The sequence below is a fragment of the Paraburkholderia sprentiae WSM5005 genome, from assembly GCF_001865575.2.
GTDB classification, from domain to species: Bacteria; Pseudomonadota; Gammaproteobacteria; order Burkholderiales; family Burkholderiaceae; genus Paraburkholderia; species Paraburkholderia sprentiae.
In genome coordinates this window covers 2,387,412-2,405,761 of sequence record NZ_CP017562.2, presented here as the reverse complement: position 1 = coordinate 2,405,761, position 18,350 = coordinate 2,387,412, and the positions used below count along the sequence as shown (strand labels likewise).

The window sequence follows — 18,350 nt, the reverse complement described above, 5'->3', positions numbered from 1 at the left end:
GTTCTATCAACCACGATCCGTGCCAGGTATAAGATGCATTCAAATCAACGATCTGGTAATTAAGATGGTTCATTCGACTCTAGTCGAACCGACTCGTCACGCAGTCGAACTGACTACGGAAGCTGTGCTCGATGTTTTTACCCCACTGATTCTCGACCTGTCGCGCGAGCTGTCTGAGCGCGAGCGTTATCGGCGGCTGCTCAGCGCGTTGCGCTCGCTGTTTCCGAGCGATGCGGCCGCGCTGCTACGCCTAGAAGGCGATACGCTCGTGCCGCTCGCCATCGACGGTTTGAGCAGCGATACGCTCGGCCGGCGTTTTCGCGTCGCCGAGCATCCGCGCTTCCAGGCGCTGCTAGCCCGGCCCGGGCCGACGCGCTTCGCCGCCGACTCCGATCTGCCCGACCCCTACGACGGACTCGTTCAAGGCATGGCGGTCGGACACCTCGAAGTGCACGACTGCCTGGGGTGCCCGCTATTCATCCGCGGCGAGCCTTGGGGCTTGCTGACGCTAGACGCACTCGACCCGGCGCGCTTCAACACGCTCGACATGGCCTCATTACAGGCGTTTCTCGGCTTGGCGGCCGCGACCGTGAGCGTCGTCGAACGCATCGACGCGCTGGCGCGCAATGGCGAGGAGGCGCAACGTCGCGCGGAAGCGTATCGGCTGGCAAGCAGCGAGAGCCGACGCGAGCTGATCGGCAGCAGCGACGCGCATCGCCGCATGATCAAGGAGATCGAGGTGGTGGCCGGTAGCGACCTGACCGTGCTCGTCACCGGCGAGACCGGCGTCGGCAAGGAGCTGGTCGCGAATGCGATCCACGCACTGTCGCCGCGCGCGAACAAGCCGCTGATCAGCCTGAACTGCGCGGCGTTGCCCGATACGCTCGTCGAAAGCGAACTGTTCGGGCATGTGCGCGGCGCGTTTTCAGGCGCGTCGGCGGATCGGCGCGGCAAGTTCGAACTGGCGGACGGCGGCACCATTTTCCTCGACGAAGTCGGTGAGTTACCGCTCGCGGTGCAGGCGAAGCTGTTGCGTGTGCTACAGAACGGCCAGTTGCAGCGCATCGGCTCGGACCACGAACATCGCGTCGACGTGCGGCTGATCGCCGCAACCAATCGCGATCTCGCCGAAGAAGTGCGCGCGGGCCGCTTTCGCGCCGACCTCTATCATCGCCTCAGCGTCTACCCGTTGCGCGTGCCGCCGTTGCGCGAGCGTGGCCGCGATGTGCTGCTGCTTGCGGGTTTCTTCCTCGAAGACAATCGCTCGCGACTCGGTTTGCTGAGTCTGCGTCTTGCGGCTGACGCGCAGGCCGCGTTGCTGCACTACTCATGGCCGGGCAATGTGCGCGAACTCGAGCATCTGATCGGACGCAGTGCGCTGAAGGCGTTGGCGGCCAATCGTGAGCGCCGCCGTATTCTGACGTTGACCGCCGCGGACTTCGCGTTGTCCGATGCGCGGGATCACGAAGCAAGTCAAACCGCCGCGCAGGGCGAGAAAAGCGAGACGAAAGACTTTCGCAGCGCGGTCACGGAGTTCGAACGCAATCTCGTGCTCGAAGCGCTGATCCGCAACAGGCAGAACTGGGCCGCGGTCGCGCGCGAGCTGGGGCTGGACCGGGCGAATCTGAATCGGCTGGCTAAACGGCTCGGGCTCAAATAAGCGAACAGGCGCAGGGGTGCCGTCGCGGCCCGGCACTAAGGTCAAGCCGCATCGAATCGCCGATCGCGCTGACAACAGATCGTCGGCGCCGCTCGCTGGGTTTAACGTCTTAACGAAAAACAAAGGCCCGCTTCGAAAAATCGAACTTCGCGGAACGCAGCGCGTCGGTCATAGTGGGCCCTAACGAGGACCAACACACTGAATCTGGAGACTCCGTCATGTCCGCTGCCCCAGAGAAACTCGACGATTGGCTCAACAAGCAGGCGGTGGCCGAAGACGACATCACCGCGTTTCCATTGAAGGCGCTTGCCGCCACGCTCGATCGCGAGGAAAGCGGTAACACCGTGCCGCCGTTGTGGCACTGGCTGTACTTTCTGCCGGTCACGCCGCTATCCGAAGTCGGTCCCGACGGACATCCGAAGCGTGGCGGTTTTCTGCCGCCCGTGCCACTGCCGCGCCGCATGTGGGCTGGCGGCCGGCTCACGTTTCATGCGCCGCTGAAGATTGGCGAGCATGCGCGGCGCACGTCGACGATCGCCAATATCGAGGACAAGACCGGCCGCTCGGGCCGCCTCGTGTTCGTCACCGTGCAACATACGATCGAAGTCGACGGCGAGTTGAAGCTCGAAGAGGAGCACGACATCGTCTATCGCGACGCGCCGCAGCAGGGCGCCAGGCCGCAACAGCCGGCGCCCGCGCCCGAAGACGAAACATGGCGCCGCACGATCGACGCCGATGCCGTGATGCTGTTCCGCTACTCGGCGCTGACTTTCAACGGCCATCGCATTCACTACGACCATCCTTATGTCACGCAGGTCGAAGGCTATCCGGGCCTCGTCGTGCATGGACCGCTGATCGCGACGCTGTTGGTCGATCTCGTGCGCCGAGAACTGCCGCAAGCGACGCTGCAAAGCTTCGCGTTTCGCGCGCTTCGCCCCACGTTCGCGGACCTGCCGTTCAGGGTATGCGGCAAGCCCGCCGCCGACGGCAAGACCATCGACCTGTGGGCGAAAGACCACGAAGGTTATCTGACCATGCGCGCGACCGCCGCGCTCGCCTGAATTCCGCAAGACTCGACTATGCAAACCACGCAACACGATTCGTTCGAGGACATTCGCGAAGCCGTGCGCGATCTGTGTCAGCAGTTTTCCGGCGAGTACTTTCGCAAGATCGACGAGGCGCGCGGCTATCCGGAAGAGTTCGTCGACGCGCTGACGAAGGCCGGCTGGCTCGCCGCGCTGATTCCGCAGGACTTCGGCGGCTCGGGGCTCGGGCTCACGGAAGCGTCGGTGATCATGGAGGAGATCAATCGCGCGGGCGGCAACTCGGGCGCGTGCCACGGGCAGATGTACAACATGGGCACGCTGCTGCGGCACGGTTCGGAAGAACAGAAGCGCAACTATCTGCCGAAGATCGCGAACGGCGACCTGCGTTTGCAATCGATGGGCGTGACCGAGCCGACCACCGGCACCGATACGACGAAGATCAAGACGACCGCAGAGCGGCGCGGTGACCGTTACATGATCAACGGTCAGAAGGTGTGGATCTCGCGCGTGCAACACTCGGACCTGATGATTCTGCTCGCACGCACCACTTCGCTCGCGGACGTGAAGAGGAAATCGGAGGGCATGTCGATCTTCATCGTCGATCTGCGCGAGGCGATCGGTCATGGCCTGACCGTCCAGCCGATTCTGAACATGGTCAATCACGAGACCAACGAGCTCTTTTTCGACAACCTCGAAATTCCGGCCGAGAATCTGATCGGCGAGGAAGGGCAAGGCTTCAAATACATTCTCGATGGCCTGAACGCGGAGCGCACGCTGATCGCCGCGGAATGCATCGGCGACGGTTACTGGTTTGTCGATAAAGTCACCGAATACGCGAAGGAACGCGTCGTGTTCGGCCGGCCGATCGGACAGAACCAGGGCGTGCAGTTTCCGATCGCGCGCTCGTTCATCAACGTCGAGGCAGCGAGCCTGATGCGCTTCGAAGCGGCACGTCGTTTCGACGCACATCAACCGTGCGGTGCGCAGGCGAATATGGCGAAGCTGCTCGCGGCGGATGCGTCGTGGGAAGCGGCCAATGCGTGCCTGCAATTTCACGGCGGCTTCGGCTTCGCGTGCGAGTACGACGTCGAGCGCAAGTTTCGTGAAACGCGTCTGTATCAAGTCGCGCCGATATCGACCAATCTGATTCTCTCGTGCGTGGCCGAGCATATCCTCGGGCTGCCGCGTTCGTTCTGACCCGCTGACGGACATCATGAGACCACTCGACGGTATCAAGGTCATCACGCTCGAACACGCGATTGCCGCGCCGTTCTGCACACGTCAACTGGCCGATCTCGGGGCGCGCGTGATCAAGATCGAACGGCCCGGCGTCGGCGATTTCGCGCGCGGCTATGACGAACGCGTGCATGGGCTGTCGTCGCACTTCGTGTGGACCAATCGCTCGAAGGAGAGTCTTTCGCTCGACCTGAAGCAGCCCGCGGCGGCCGAGATTCTCGATGCGTTGGTTGCCGATGCCGACGTGCTTGTGCAGAACCTCGCGCCAGGCGCGGCCGAACGGCTTGGCCTCGGCTACGACACATTGAGCCACAAGTATCCGAAGTTGATCGTCTGCGATATTTCCGGCTACGGCGCGGACGGTCCGTATCGCGACAAGAAGGCGTACGACCTGCTGATTCAAAGCGAGTCCGGCTTCCTGTCGATCACCGGTTCGCCCGGCGCGCCAGCGAAAGCGGGCTGTTCGATCGCCGATATCGCGGCGGGCATGTACGCGTATTCGAACATCCTGAGCGCGCTGTTGCAGCGTGGACGCACAGGACGCGGTTGCCGCATCGATGTATCGATGCTCGAGAGCATGGTCGAGTGGATGGGTTATCCGCTCTACTACGCGATCGACGGTCAGTCGCAGCCCGCGCTTGCGGGCGCCGCGCATGCAACGATCTATCCTTATGGCCCGTTTCCCGCTGGCGACGGCAAGACGGTCATGCTTGGCCTGCAGAACGAACGCGAATGGAAGCTGTTCTGCGAGCGCGTGCTCGAACGGCCTGAACTGGCAACCGACGAACGCTTCGCGTCGAACTCGAAACGCACTGCGGCGCGCGACGCCCTGCGCGAGGTGATCGTCGCGGCGTTCGCGAAGCGGAGCGCGGCGCACGTGATCGATCGACTCGATGAGGCAGGCATCGCGAACGCGCAGATGAATACGCTCGCCGACGTGTGGGCGCATCCGCAACTGAAGGCGCGCGAGCGCTGGCAGGAAGTCGGCACGGCAAAGGGGACGATACCGGCATTGCGGCCGCCTGGTCTGCCTTCCGACCTCGAGCCGCGAATGGACCCTGTGCCCACGCTTGGTCAACATACGGAAGCAATTCTGCGTGAGCTTGGCTACGACAATGGGCGTATCGACGCGCTGCGCGCGGCGGGCACGATCTGATTCGGTAACGACCTCATGAACGACCATCCCAGTCTCACGCTTGCCACTTTCGCCGCGCAACTCGACTTCGACCGCATCCCGCACGAAGTCGTCGAGCGTACTGTCAACCTGTACGTCGATTGGCTCGGCTCCGCGCTGGCCGGCAAAGGCGCGCGCCCGGTCGAGACGATCGCGCGGTTCGCACGCACGGCAGTGGGGGCGACGAACGAGGGCCTCTGCGAGCTGCTGATCGACCGCAGTCGCACCACGCCGTATTTCGCCGCGATGATCAACGGCGCGGCATCGCATTTCGCCGAACAGGACGACGTGCACAATGGCTCGGTGTTTCATCCGGCGACCGTGGTGTTTCCGGTTGCGCTCGCGTTGGCACAGGCAAAGCGAGCGTCGGGTCGCGACTTCATCGCGGCGGCGGTGGCGGGATACGAGGTCGGCATTCGCATCGGCGAATTTCTCGGGCGCTCGCACTACAAGGTGTTTCACACTACGGGCACGGTCGGCACGGTCGCGGCAGCGGCAACGGCAGGACGCTTGCTGGGTTTGTTGCCGTCCAAAATGCTCGATGCGTTCGGCTCGGCGGGCACGCAGGCGAGCGGCCTATGGGAATTTCTGCGCGACGGCGCCGACTCGAAGCAACTGCACACCGCGATGGCCGCCGCGAACGGCCTGATGGCCGCGCAACTCGCCGCCGACGGCTTCAAGGGCGCGACGCACATTCTCGAAGGCGCCCAGGGCATGGCCGCGGGCATGTCGAGCGACGCCGATCCGGCGCGCCTCGTCGATCGGCTTGGCAGCCGCTGGGCGACCGCGGAGACGTCGTTCAAGTATCACGCGGCGTGCCGCCATACGCATCCGGCCGCCGATGCGCTGCTCGCCGTCATGCAGACGCATCGTTTCGCGCCGCGCGACATCGCGAAGGTCGTCGCGCACGTGCATCAAGGCGCGATCGATGTCCTCGGTCCCGTGGTCGCGCCGCGCAGCGTACATCAGGCGAAGTTCAACATGGGCACAGTGCTCGGGCTGGTCGCGCATCACGGCTATGCCGGCGTGACCGAATTCGAGCAGGGTTTCGACGCGAGCGAGATCGCCGCGTTTCGCGACAAGGTCACAATGGCGCTCGACGCTGAAGTCGACGCCGCCTATCCCGCACGCTGGATCGGCAAGGTCACGGTGACGACGACCGACGGCCGCGTGTTCGATGGGCGTGTCGATGAGCCGAAGGGCGATCCAGGCAATACCTTGTCGCGCGACGAGATTGCGACGAAGCTGCATCGGCTGGCGGCGTTTACGGGTGCGGCTAGCGAAGAGGAGGCGGCGCAACTGCTTCGCCGCGCATGGCATATTGCCGAAGAGAAGCAGATTGGCTCGGTATTCGATGCAACTTCGCGCACGATGGTGGCGGCATGAGCGCGTTGCCCCGGTCGTATCTGTTCGTGCCTGGGAATCGGCCTGAGCGGTTTGACAAGGCCTATGCGGCCGGCGCGGATGCGGTGATTCTCGATCTGGAAGACGCGGTGCAGCCGGATCAAAAGGTGCCGGCGCGTGCGGCCGTTGTGGCCGCGGTGTCGGCTAACGCATCGCGGACCGCCTGGGTGCGTATCAATGGCTCGGATACGCCATGGTTTCCAGATGACGTTGCGGCGCTCGTTGGGCAGACCGGCGTCGCCGGAATCGTGCTGCCGAAGGCTGAGACGCGCGAACATATCGGCGCGGTACTGGCCAACGCGCATCCGGCGTTGAGCGTGCTGCCGATTGTCGAGACTGCGCGCGGGTTCGCGAATCTTGCGGAGTTATGCAGCGCGCCGCGCGTGCTGCGTATCGTGTTCGGTACGCTGGATTTTCAGATCGATCTCGGCATCGATGGGGATGGCGAGGAGTTGCATCTGTTTCGCTCGCAGATCGTGCTTGCGTCGAGGCTGGCTGGCATTGGTGCGCCGGTGGATGGCGTGTCGACGACCATTACCGATGCTGATGCGGTGCAAGCTGATGCGCGGCGCGGCCGGCGGTTCGGTTTCGGCGGCAAGCTTTGCATTCATCCGAAGCAGATCGAGCCGGTGCATCGCGCGTATGCATGGAGTGACGCCGAGGTGGAGTGGGCGCAACGGGTGCTTGCGGCTGTCGAGGCGAGCCATGGCGCCGCGGTTGCCGTGGATGGGAGGATGGTCGATATGCCGGTGATTCTGCGGGCGCGGAGGGTTGTGGGCGATTCCTAATGCTTCTGACAATGCGGTTTTCCGTCGCGCCTTCATAGCAGGATTCCTATATATCGAGGGAGCGAGCGTGCTCAGGGCATCCGGTTGAGCGGAAAGTTTCGGTGTCGCAACGTTGTCGGTAAAGAAGATCTGTTCCTCTCAGCACGTCAAAAAAATACCCTCCCGATGAGTACTATTCAAAATCCAGTTCTGCGCGGCTTCAACCCGGATCCTTGCGTATGCCGTGGCAAGAATGCCTGGTATATCGCGGTTTCAACGTTTGAATGGTATCCGGGCGTTCTCATTTACGAATCAAAAGATTTCGTCAACTGGGAACTCAAGGCCACGCCTCTCGACAGACTATCGCAATTGAACCTGATCGGAGAGCAGCCGTCCGGAGGCATATGGGCGCCAGCCCTCTCCTATCACGACGGTCTTTATTGGCTCGTCTATACCGACACCAAGGCATGGAAAGGCGAGCAGAAGATCTCCCCGCTTCGTGACATGCACAACTACCTCGTAACCGCCCCGGACATCACCGGACCCTGGTCGGAGCCCGTGCATCTCGTGTCCGGTGGATACGATCCATCACTGTTCCACGACGAATCTGGCAAAAAGTGGCTCGCCTATATCCGGCGCGATTTCAGAGGTATCTACGAAGACCTGTTCGTCGGAATCGTGCTGCGGGAATACTCGGTACAGGAGGAAAAGCTGATCGGCGAAGAGCACGTCGTCTATAAAGGCGCCAACCTGAAGACCGATTACTTCATGAAATGTCAGATCTACGAGGCTCCGCATTTGCTGAAGAAGGGAGACTGGTATTACCTGATCACAGCGGAGGGGGGCACAGGCTATACACATGCAACGTGTGTATCCAGGTCCCGCGACATTTTCGGTCCATACGAGCTTCATCCTGATACGCCGATGCTCACGTCGCGCGACGCGAATGGACGGATTCAGCGGACCGGCCACGGCAACCTGGTCGAGGGTCCCAACGGCCAGTGGTACATGACGTACCTCGGATCGAGACCGATCGATGCGCACACGAAGCGCTCGCCGCTAGGCCGTGAAACCTGTGTCGCACCTATCGAATGGCATGCCGACTGGCCCCGCCTCGCCAGTGGCGGAGTGGTTCCCGCCGAATCTTTTGCGATCGGCGCGGATATTGAGCAAAGGCTCGACAGCAGTTGGACGATCGATTTCGGACAACGTGCCGCGCTGCCCCTGGAACTGCAGAGTCTGCGCATCCCCATCGGCGACGACTGGTGCAATCTTCACGAACGTCCGGGCTATCTGCGGATAAGGGGGCAAGAGTCGCCGACTTCGCGGTTCCATCAAAGCTTGTTGGCTTGTCGCATCCGTGACTGGCAGTTCGAAGTCGAAACCGCGCTGGAATTTTCACCCAAGTCATATCTGCACATGGCTGGGCTCATGGCGCGTTACGACGAAAACACCTTCTACTATCTGTTCGTCACGCGCGACGACGACGGCACAAAAATCCTGTCCTACATGGAAATGGATGCCGGCAGCTTCGCCTACAGCAATCGACTGGCGACGCTGCCCGAGGCCACCGGGATCGACCTGCGGATTCGCGTCGTGGACGCGAAACTGCGCTTCTTCTATCGCTTGACGCACGGTGACTGGAAGGACCTTGAACTGGAAAAGGATTTCACGAAACTCAGCGATGAATATGCAACCCCCATCGGCTTCACGGGGGCATTCGCAGGTATCACCGTCAACGACATGCTTGGCTTTCGCGAGCCTGCCGATTTCAAGTCGTTCTCGTACCGCCAATTGATCGGCTAAAGCTCGGATTTAGTGTCGTCGCTGTCACTTAATAATAAGGAAGATCTCATGCGCTTTCGTTGGAGACATCGCTACCTCGTACTGCTTATTTTGTTCGCAATCTATCTGCTCTGTTACATGGACAGAATGATCATGGCGGCGGCTATTCCATTCATTGCGTCCGAGTTTCATCTGTCCGCGATGGAAATGGGTGGAATCCTGAGCGCGTTCTTCTTTAGCTACGCGCTATGTCAGATCCCGGCTGGCCTGCTTGCAGACAGATTCGGTCCGCGGCTGATGACGACGATCGGCATCACGTGGTGGACGATTTTCACCGCGCTTACCGGACTGTGCAATTCGCTCGGCTTGATGCTGGTGGTGCGGGTCGCGTTCGGTATCGGCGAAGCGCTTTTTCCTCCCGCCGCGTTCAAGGCACTGTCGGCGTGGTTCCCAAAGCGCGAAGTGGGACGGGCAACCGGGCTGATGATGACCACTAATGCGCTGGGACCCGCATTGGCGCCGCTGTTCGTCGCGGCCGTGATGGCCGCGTGGGGATGGCGCGCGATTTTCACGAGTCTGTTCATACCCGGTGTCGCGATGGCCGTATTCGGCTGGATCTATATCAGAAACAGCCCGAAAGACAGCAAGCACGTTTTGAAGATCGAATTGGAGGAAATCGGTACCAGCGAAAAGTCTTTGTCTGCCTCTGCCGGCAAAGCGGATTTTGCTGGTTTGGTGAAAACGCCGCTGGTCTGGTGGTGCTTCGTCACCTTGTTCGTTTTCAGCATCGCCTCGTGGGGCATCATGAGCTGGTTCCCGACATATCTGCTGAAAGCGCGCGGCCTTTCGACGGGCAGAATGGGCATTATGGCGTCGGTGCCATTTCTCGTCGGCACGATTGCCTATTGCATCACGGGCTTTCTTTCCGACAAGTTCTTCCGCAATCGTCGCGAATTGCTTGTCGTCCTCGGCTGCGTCGTGGCCGCTATCTTTGCCTATCTGACGGCCCATGCGGAGACCGCGGAAACGGCGGTGTTCTTTCAGACGATCGGCTACTTCTTCTCAACCATGGCCGGCTGTTCGCTGTACACCATCCCGAACGTCGCGCTGCCGAACAAGGTCGTCGGGTCGGCAATCGGCTTTGTCAATGCGGCGGGTCAGCTGGCAGGATTTCTTTCCCCGCTGATCGTCGGCTACATCCTGACCAGGACGAATGACGACTTCAATGTCGTATTCCACCTCTTCGTCGGCTGCTTCCTGTTGGCTTCGGTTTCCGCCTGGTTCATCAATACGAGGACGGACCGCAGCGACTCTCTCGCGCGGAGCGCCGGCGCAGACGTGCCCGTGCAGAACCGGACAGCGGGATAAATGGCGCGACGGGGCTTGAGCCGGCGATAATTCCGGCTCAGTCACCGGCTTTTGGCAACGACTCGATCAGTTCATGGATGCGCATCCTGAACTCGAAATCGAGTTCATCGCGCCGCAAGCTGCTCGACACGGCCGTGGTGACGGTCGCCGCGCCGTCGTACATCGCGCGACGGGGGCGGCCGGCAAAGCCGGAAGATCTCAAAGGCCCGAGCCACCGATACCTGGAATTCCGTAATTCGGAGACAGGAAAGAGGGGCGGTTGATCAATCTCTTTCCCGACTGGCCTGACGAGCGCTATCCCCTCTACGCGTGCTATCGGTCACGGCATCACATGCCGGCGAAGACGCGTGCCTTTCTGGACTTCGTTGTCGAGTTGGCGAACGCTCACTAGCGAGCGGCCGTTACCCAAACGGCTTGCATTAATCGACCTCGACGCGCTGCCGCCTTTCGGGTCTGCAAATCGCTTTTTTGCCATTCCCTTAATCAAACCGGAACACTCACCTCCAAAAAGCCCAATTCCCACCCCGCGTCACCTGTCGCACTCTTGAAGCCAACGGCCCTGCACGATCCGACAACGGCCGTTCAGCGCTCTGCCCCGAGCCGCCGCATCGGACGAAGGCGGTCTCGCAGAACTGTTCCGCGCTCGCGCCTCTCGCCCGCGCGCAGCCTAAAAAGACAGGAGACACAATTTGCCAGCCCCCATCAACTCCGGCGCCCGCCTCGACCGCCTGCCGATCACCCGCTTCCACTGGAACATCCTCGGCCTGATCGGCGCGGGTGCTTTCCTCGACGCCTTCGACATCTATCTCGCCAACGGCGTGCTCGCGGCGATGGTCAAAACCGGCTTCACCGATCTCCGCCTCGGCTCGTTCTTCATCTCTGCGACCTTCATGGGCATGATGATCGGCGCGGGGCTGGCAGGTTATCTCGGCGACCGCTTCGGTCGACGCTATTCGTATCAGGCCAATCTCGCGATCTTCGGCATCGCATCGCTCGCCGCCTGCTTCGCGCCGAACATCTACTGGCTGATCCTGCTGCGCTTCGTCATGGGCATCGGCCTTGGCGCCGAACTCGTGGTCGCGGCCGGCACGCTGTGTGAGTTCGTGCCACCCGCCACACGCGGCCGCTGGACCGCGCTGCTCGCGCTGATCATCAACTCCGGTCTGCTCGGCGCGACCGCAGTCGGCTATTGGGTAATTCCACATCTCGGCTGGCGCTACATGTTCGCGATCGCGGGGGTTGGCGCGATGGTCGTGTGGTTCCTGCGGCATCGGATGCCGGAGTCGCCGCGCTGGCTCGAAACGGTCGGCCGGCTCGAAGAGGCGGAGGCCACCGTCTCGGCAATCGAGCGACAGGTCGAGGCGCGCGTCGGCAAACTGCCGCCGGTTTCGCGCGTGGTCAGTCACGAGGTGCCGGCCGCGCCGTTCTCGGCGCTGTTCGCGCGCGGCATGATCGGCCGCACGCTGGTCGCCGCGCTGACCTGCATGGCGATCAACATGTCGCTGTACGGTTTCGTCGCGTGGCTGCCGACGTTCTTCGTCAAGGAAGGCCTGACCATCGTGCAGTCGCTCGGCTTCGTGCTGCTGATGTCGTTCGGTGCGCCCGCCGGCGCTGTCGTCGGTTATCTCGTGACGGACCGCCTGGGGCGACGCAACGGCATCGTGCTGTTCTCGCTTGCAACGATCGTGCTCGGCTTCGTCTACGTGCAGATGCGCGCGCCAGTGCCGATCGCGGTCGTCGGTTTCGCGCTCGTCACGACGATCTATACGGTCTGCACGCTCGGCCTGTTCGGCTATATCCCCGAGCTGTTTCCGACCGCGCATCGCTTGCGCGGCACCGGCGTGGCCGGCACGTGCGGCCGCGCGGCGTCGATGTCGACACCCTACGTCGCGCTGCTGCTCTACACGGAGTTCGGCGTGACGGGTGTGCTGACGATGGTCGGTGGCGTGCTGTTGTTGCTGAGTATCGCGATTCTCGCGCTGCGCATCGAAACGAGTCAGCAGACGCTCGAAGAGATTTCGCCCGATGCCGAGCTGATACCGCAAGCGGAGATGATGCGAGAGTCGGCTTAAGCCGTGCGCGCATCAAGGTGATCTGTCGATTCGGATCTTTCCCCAGCTAAATTTTCACTTCACCCGGTTAAGATGAAAGTTTGCTTTGCGCATGCTTCGCTAGCAGCTTTCATCATGCACTTCGATTTCGTCGATTTACGCCTGCTCCTGCATGTCGCCGACACGCGCAACCTCGCGCGTGCGGCGGAGCGTTCGCACCTGTCGGCGCCGGCCGCCAGCAACCGGGTCAAGAATCTCGAGGAGCAGCTCGGCATCAAGCTGCTCTATCGAAGCAGCCAGGGCGTGACGCCGACACCCGCGGGCGAAGCCTTCGTGCATCACGCGCGGCTCGTGCTCGAACGCGTCGAGCATCTGGCCGGCGACATGCAGGAGTATGGCGAGGGCATCAAGGGCCACGTGCGCATCTGGGCCAACACGACCGCGATCAGCGAGTTTCTGCCGGCCGTGCTGAGCCGTTTCCTGCGCGATCACCCGGACGTGAACATCGATCTGCGCGAAGTGCTGAGCGGCGAGATCGTCAAGGGCGTCGCCGACAGCGCGACCGATATCGGCATCGTCGCGGGCAATGTGCATGCCGAGCATCTGCAGATGCTGCCATATCGCGACGATCGGCTCGTGCTGGTTACGTCGTGCGAGCATCCGTTCGCGAGGCAAGCGTCGGTCGATTTCTCGCAGGTGCTGAACGCGAACTTCGTGAGCCTGCCGACGTCGAGCGCGATTCACGCGTTCATCACGAGTGCCGCCGATGCGCTCGGCGCGCGTCTCAAACTTCGCATCCAGGTCGGCAACTTTGAGGCCGCGTGCCGGATGATCGAGGCGGGTGTCGGAATCGGCATCGTGCCGGAGTCGGTCGCGCTGCGGCACAGAAAGACGATGCAGATCGCGATCGTCGGCCTGAACGATCCGTGGGCCGAGCGCAAGCTGAAGATCTGCGTGCGCAGTCTGAAGGACTTGCCGCCGTTCGCGCGTGTGCTGGTCGACCGGTTGATGGCGGTGCTAGAGGAGAACGGCGCGCCAGATGCTTGACGCGCGGGCGTGACACCCGCCCGAAGTCTGACGAAGTTTCCTTCTGGAAACAGCGCCGCCTTTTGTCAACCGGTATTTCACTCCACAAGCATCTTCTTGCGGGCACAAAAACCCGCGTGTATAGTTTCCGAACTTACTCTTGTTTCGTATCGGAAATTAAAGGGGTTCATATGGACGCGTCCACTATCCTCGCCCGTCTCGGCATTGCCCAAGCCGCGCAAGCCGGCGATATCGCCGTTCATTCGCCGATCACTGGCGAGCTCATCGGCCGTGTGGCCAGCCAGACGGCGGTCGAGGTCGACGCGGCGCTCGCCCGGGCCAAAGACGCGTTTGCCGTGTGGCGTAACGTGCCGGCACCGCGCCGCGGCGAGCTGGTGCGGCTGCTCGGCAATCGGCTGCGCGAACAGAAGCAGGCGCTCGGCAGCCTCGTCTCGCTGGAGACGGGCAAGATCCTGCAGGAAGGCATGGGCGAAGTGCAGGAGATGATCGACATCTGCGATTTCGCGGTCGGTCTGTCGCGTCAGCTGTACGGTTTGACGATCGCGTCCGAGCGCCCGGGTCATCGGATGGCGGAGTCGTGGCATCCGCTCGGCACCTGCGTCGTGATCTCAGCCTTCAATTTCCCGGTGGCGGTCTGGTCATGGAATGCGGCGCTCGCGCTGGTGTGCGGCAACGCGGTGATCTGGAAGCCGTCGGAAAAGACGCCGCTCTCGGCGCTGGCCGTAAACAGGATTCTCGAAGACGCGCTGAAGGAATTCGGCGACGCGCCCGCCGGCCTGGCCGCGTTGATCAACGGCGGACGCGACGTGGGCGAAAAGCTCGTGGGGGATCCGCGCGCGTCGATCGTCAGCGCGACGGGCAGCACGGAAATGGGTCGCAAGGTTGGCGTCGAAGTGGCGAAGCGCTTCGGCCGCTCGCTGCTCGAACTCGGTGGCAACAACGCCGGCATCGTCACGCAGACGGCCGACCATGAACTCGCGATGCGCGGCATCCTGTTCTCGGCGGTCGGCACGGCCGGTCAGCGCTGCACGTCGTTGCGGCGTCTGTTCGTGCACGACAGCGTCTACGAGAAGACTGTTGAGCGTCTGAAGCAGTTGTATAGCCGCGTGCCGATCGGCAATCCGCTCGACCAGGGCACGCTGATGGGGCCGCTGATCGACCGGCAATCGTTCGACCGCATGCAGGAAGCGCTGCAGCAGGCGAAGGCCGAGGGCGGCAAGGTGTTCGGCGGCGAGCGAGTCGAAGTGAAGGGTTATGAGGGCGGCTACTACGTGCGTCCGGCTATCGTCGAAATGCCGTCGCAAACGTCGGTCGTGCTGAAGGAAACCTTCGCGCCGATTCTGTACGTGCTGCGTTATGCCGAGTTCGTCGATGCAATCGAGGCGAACAATGCCGCGCATCACGGTTTGTCGTCGTGCGTGTTCACGAACGATCTGCGCGAGGCGGAACGCTTCCTGTCCGCGTCGGGCAGCGACTGCGGCATCGCGAACGTCAACATCGGACCGAGCGGCGCGGAGATCGGCGGCGCATTTGGCGGCGAAAAGGAAACGGGTGGCGGCCGCGAGTCGGGTTCGGATGCCTGGAAGGCTTATATGCGTCGTGCGACCAATACCGTGAACTATTCGTCGGCGTTGCCGCTTGCTCAGGGTATCGACTTCAATCTCGATTGAACGCGCAAGCGCAAAGTTGTGACGCGCGCCGACTCGCGCGCTGTTTGGCAAGCCGTTTGCGCCGCCCGGCGTTGCGCAGCGGCAACGTTACTCGTGGAGTGAGACGTGAGTTCGAAAGTCGTGATCGTCGGCGGTGGGGTGATCGGCAGTTCGATTGCGTATTTCTTGCGGCTGTCCGATCCGACAATCGGCGTCACGGTGATCGAACGCGATCCGACCTATGCGCGTTCGTCGTCGGCTTTGTCGGCGGCATCGATCCGGCAGCAGTTTTCGACGCCGCTTTCCATTCAGATGTCGATGTTCGGCATCGAGTTTCTGCGCTCGATCGGCGAGCGGCTCGAACTCGACGGTACGCGGCCCTCGATCGATCTGCACGAAGGCGGCTATCTGTTTCTCGCGACGGCTGCGGGCGTTGCGACGCTGCGCCGGAATCACGCGCTGCAAAAAAGCCTCGGCGCGAATATCAGCCTGCTCGATGCGCACGACTTGCACGCGCGCTTTCCCTGGCTCAATACCGATGACCTCGCTGCCGGCGCGTATGGCGAAAGCGGCGAGGGCTGGTTCGACGGCTACGGTCTTGTGCAGGCACTACGCAAGAAAGCGCAGGCGCTCGGCGCGCGCTATGTCGCGGCCGACGTCACCGCGCTGCGTCGCGACGGCAACCGCGTGACGCAGGTGCAAACCGCGGACGGCAAGACCTACGGTTGCGACGTCGTCGTCAACGCGGCCGGCGCGTGGTCGCGCAAGGTCGCGCAGATGATCGGTATCGATCTGCCCGTTTATGCGCGGCGGCGCAGTATCTTCAACGTCACGTCGCCGGCAAAGCTCGAACGCTGCCCGCTGTTGATCGATCCGAGTGGCGTGTACTTCCGGCCCGAAGGCAATTCGTATATCTGCGGCGCGTCGCCATCGGCCGATAACGACCCCGACGATCTTCCGCTCGACGAAGTCGATCACGCGCTATTCGACGATGTGATCTGGCCGGCGCTCGCGCATCGCGTGCCGCAATTCGAGGCGCTGCGTGTGCAGAACTGCTGGTCCGGCTATTACGAGTACAACGTGCTCGATCAGAACGCGATCATTGGCTATCACCCGGATGTCGACAACTGCATCTTCGCGAACGGCTTCAGCGGCCACGGTTTGCAGCAAGGGCCGGCAACCGGGCGCGGCATCAGCGAATTGATTCTGCATGGCCGCTATGCGACGCTCGACCTCAGTTCACTAAGCTTTGCCCGCGTGCTCGAAAACCGACCGATCGTCGAGAAGAATGTGGTGTAGCCTTCAAGCGGCAATAAAACCTAGATCGCATCAACACTCTGAATGGAATGCGACGGATTACCCAGCGAGCATTGAAGTGAAGCCGGTTTTCGCAATCCAAATGCCAAAGATTGTGGCGATTTAACAAAATTCACAGCATTCCTTATTGCGAATCGCGTTGCGTGCGAATGCGCAATCGTTTTCCTTGCCGTATGCCGTTCCGTGAGGCCGAACGCGGTACACCGCCCGGACTGCCGCGTCGGACGGTCGGCACGCGGAAGCGGACCCTCGAATGAACGCGCCAATGAAATGGTTATTGCGCACCTTAATTTCGAGATTATGCAATTTGAATAAATTCGCGCATTGCTAAATCTCGTAATGGAAATGGCCGATTTATATGCGGAAATGCCATTTATAAAGATAAGGAACCGTGTAATTATCGTGTTGCCGGTCGGCTTCCGTTTTGCCTGATTTCCTGAGTGTCTGAAAAGACAGCATGGGCTCGCGCCACACGAGCCGGCCTTCGCACGGGAAAGCACCGTCGCCCGTCGCGTCCCGCACGCATGCGGCATACAAGTGCCGCACGAGCATGCGTGAGCGGGCCACAAAAACGTTAAATGAAGAAAGAGGGCAACGCAATGAATTTACTCGACGAGAAGCGGCCGCTGCTGATCTACGACGGCACGCTCGGCGACCTCTACCGGATCTTTTTCAGGAACCTTCTGCTGCAAGTCGTGACGCTCGGTATTTACCGCTTCTGGGCGACGACGAATAACCGCCGCTATGTCTGGTCGCACATGCGATTTCAGGACGAGCGCTTCGAGTACACGGGCACCGGCGGCGAGCTATTCAAGGGCTTTCTGTGCGCGATCGTGGTGGTGTTCAGCGCGGCGTTCGCGGCCGGTGCGCTGAGCGCGGTCTTGCGCATGCTGACAAAAAGCGCGGCACTCGGTGCGCTGCCGGTCATCGCGTTGTATCTGCTGATCGTCGTGTTCGCGGCAGGCGCGTTTTTCGGCGCGCAGCGCTATCGGCTGAGCCGCACGCAGTGGTGCGGTATTCGTGGCGGCACGACCGGCTCGGCGCTCGGCTACGGCGTGCGCGCGTTGCTGTACGCCCTGCTCTGCGTTCTGACGCTTGGCCAGATGACGCCGTGGACATCCATGCGTCTCACGGAGCGCTGCATCAACGCGAGCAGCTTCGGTAGCGTGGCGTTTCGCTTCAAGGGCCGCGCGTGGGCCGTCTACGGTCTCTTCCTGATCACGTTCGTCGGCGTGGCTGTGTTGTTCGCCGTGCTGTTCATGGCGTTTCTGAAGGGCGCTCTAGCATCGATGCATGTCGGCCACGAGGCGAGTACGGCGCCGTCGCGGGCTGCACTCGGATCGCTGTTTCTGTTTTATGCGCTGTTCTCCATCGGCACGATGCTGATCCGCGGCTTTTATGTCGCGGCGCGCACGCGCCATGTAATGGGCAATATGTCGCTCGGCTCGCAATTGCGTTTCGGCAGTAACGTGAGCGTCGCACGTCTGATCGGCTTGCAGTGCGGCAACCTTGCGATCATCGTGTTTACGCTCGGCTTCGGCGCGCCGATCGTGCTGCATCGGCGGATGCGCTTTGCCGCCGACACGCTGCAGGTTTTCGGCTACCTCGATCCGCACATGCTGGGTCAAAGCACCTTGGCGGCGCCGCTGACCGGCGAGGGCATGCTGAACCTGCTCGATCATGGAGGTGCGTACTGAGATTGTTACGCCCGATCAGTTGGCGCAGTCATGCTCAGGTCGCTCACCAGCTTGTTCCGAAGTCCGTGGACCACAGTGATAGAGCGAAGCCGAGAGCTCGCGCGCGTGAAGACTTAGGGCAAGGTACAGCACAAAGCAAAACAGCGGGA

General features: G+C 61.9%; 13 protein-coding genes and 1 pseudogene. All 14 read left to right on the top strand.

Features of this window, described 5'->3' with window-relative positions:
* Positions 1-64: 64 nt before the first annotated feature.
* The 14 genes and pseudogenes from norR to BJG93_RS27610 all read left to right on the top strand — a co-directional run bounded on the left by norR (position 65) and on the right by BJG93_RS27610 (position 18,201).
* On the top strand, positions 65-1,660 hold the full coding sequence (gene norR, locus BJG93_RS27675; RefSeq protein ID WP_027195255.1) for a nitric oxide reductase transcriptional regulator NorR: 1,596 nt from the start codon (positions 65-67) through the stop codon (positions 1,658-1,660).
* 218 nt (positions 1,661-1,878) lie between these two features.
* Positions 1,879-2,721, top strand: a complete 843-nt coding sequence (locus BJG93_RS27670) for an FAS1-like dehydratase domain-containing protein (protein ID WP_027195254.1) — start codon at positions 1,879-1,881, stop codon at positions 2,719-2,721.
* An 18-nt stretch (positions 2,722-2,739) separates the two neighbouring features.
* On the top strand, positions 2,740-3,903 hold the full coding sequence (locus BJG93_RS27665; RefSeq protein ID WP_027195253.1) for an acyl-CoA dehydrogenase family protein: 1,164 nt from the start codon (positions 2,740-2,742) through the stop codon (positions 3,901-3,903).
* Between the two features lie 16 nt (positions 3,904-3,919).
* Positions 3,920-5,098: a CaiB/BaiF CoA transferase family protein gene (locus tag BJG93_RS27660; protein WP_027195252.1), complete on the top strand. Its 1,179-nt coding sequence runs from the start codon at positions 3,920-3,922 to the stop codon at positions 5,096-5,098.
* A gap of 15 nt (positions 5,099-5,113) precedes the next feature.
* Positions 5,114-6,502 carry an MmgE/PrpD family protein gene (locus BJG93_RS27655; RefSeq protein WP_027195251.1) on the top strand — a complete coding sequence of 463 codons (1,389 nt, stop codon included), beginning with the start codon at positions 5,114-5,116 and terminating at the stop codon, positions 6,500-6,502.
* Positions 6,499-7,308 (top strand): HpcH/HpaI aldolase/citrate lyase family protein, encoded by an 810-nt coding sequence (locus BJG93_RS27650; RefSeq protein WP_027195250.1) that lies wholly within the window; start codon positions 6,499-6,501, stop codon positions 7,306-7,308. Before BJG93_RS27655 ends, BJG93_RS27650 begins: the two co-directional genes overlap by 4 nt.
* A gap of 165 nt (positions 7,309-7,473) precedes the next feature.
* Positions 7,474-9,093: a glycoside hydrolase family 43 protein gene (locus BJG93_RS27645; RefSeq protein ID WP_027195249.1), complete on the top strand. Its 1,620-nt coding sequence runs from the start codon at positions 7,474-7,476 to the stop codon at positions 9,091-9,093.
* 126 nt (positions 9,094-9,219) lie between these two features.
* Positions 9,220-10,440, top strand: a complete 1,221-nt coding sequence (locus BJG93_RS27640; protein ID WP_231337542.1) for an MFS transporter — start codon at positions 9,220-9,222, stop codon at positions 10,438-10,440.
* 55 nt (positions 10,441-10,495) lie between these two features.
* Positions 10,496-10,831: pseudogene (locus BJG93_RS27635) on the top strand (LysR family transcriptional regulator); the annotation flags it as partial.
* A gap of 298 nt (positions 10,832-11,129) precedes the next feature.
* A complete protein-coding gene (locus tag BJG93_RS27630) occupies positions 11,130-12,512 on the top strand; it encodes an MFS transporter (protein ID WP_027195247.1) in 1,383 nt (460 codons plus the stop codon).
* A gap of 114 nt (positions 12,513-12,626) precedes the next feature.
* Positions 12,627-13,538 carry a LysR family transcriptional regulator gene (locus tag BJG93_RS27625; protein WP_027195246.1) on the top strand — a complete coding sequence of 304 codons (912 nt, stop codon included), beginning with the start codon at positions 12,627-12,629 and terminating at the stop codon, positions 13,536-13,538.
* 170 nt (positions 13,539-13,708) lie between these two features.
* Positions 13,709-15,208 (top strand): L-piperidine-6-carboxylate dehydrogenase, encoded by a 1,500-nt coding sequence (gene amaB / locus BJG93_RS27620; RefSeq protein WP_027195245.1) that lies wholly within the window; start codon positions 13,709-13,711, stop codon positions 15,206-15,208.
* 105 nt (positions 15,209-15,313) lie between these two features.
* Entirely contained in the window at positions 15,314-16,486 is a 1,173-nt protein-coding gene (locus BJG93_RS27615) for an NAD(P)/FAD-dependent oxidoreductase (RefSeq protein ID WP_027195244.1), read from the top strand.
* A 617-nt stretch (positions 16,487-17,103) separates the two neighbouring features.
* Positions 17,104-18,201, top strand: a complete 1,098-nt coding sequence (locus tag BJG93_RS27610; RefSeq protein WP_027195243.1) for a YjgN family protein — start codon at positions 17,104-17,106, stop codon at positions 18,199-18,201.
* The last annotated feature ends 149 nt before the right edge of the window (positions 18,202-18,350 follow it).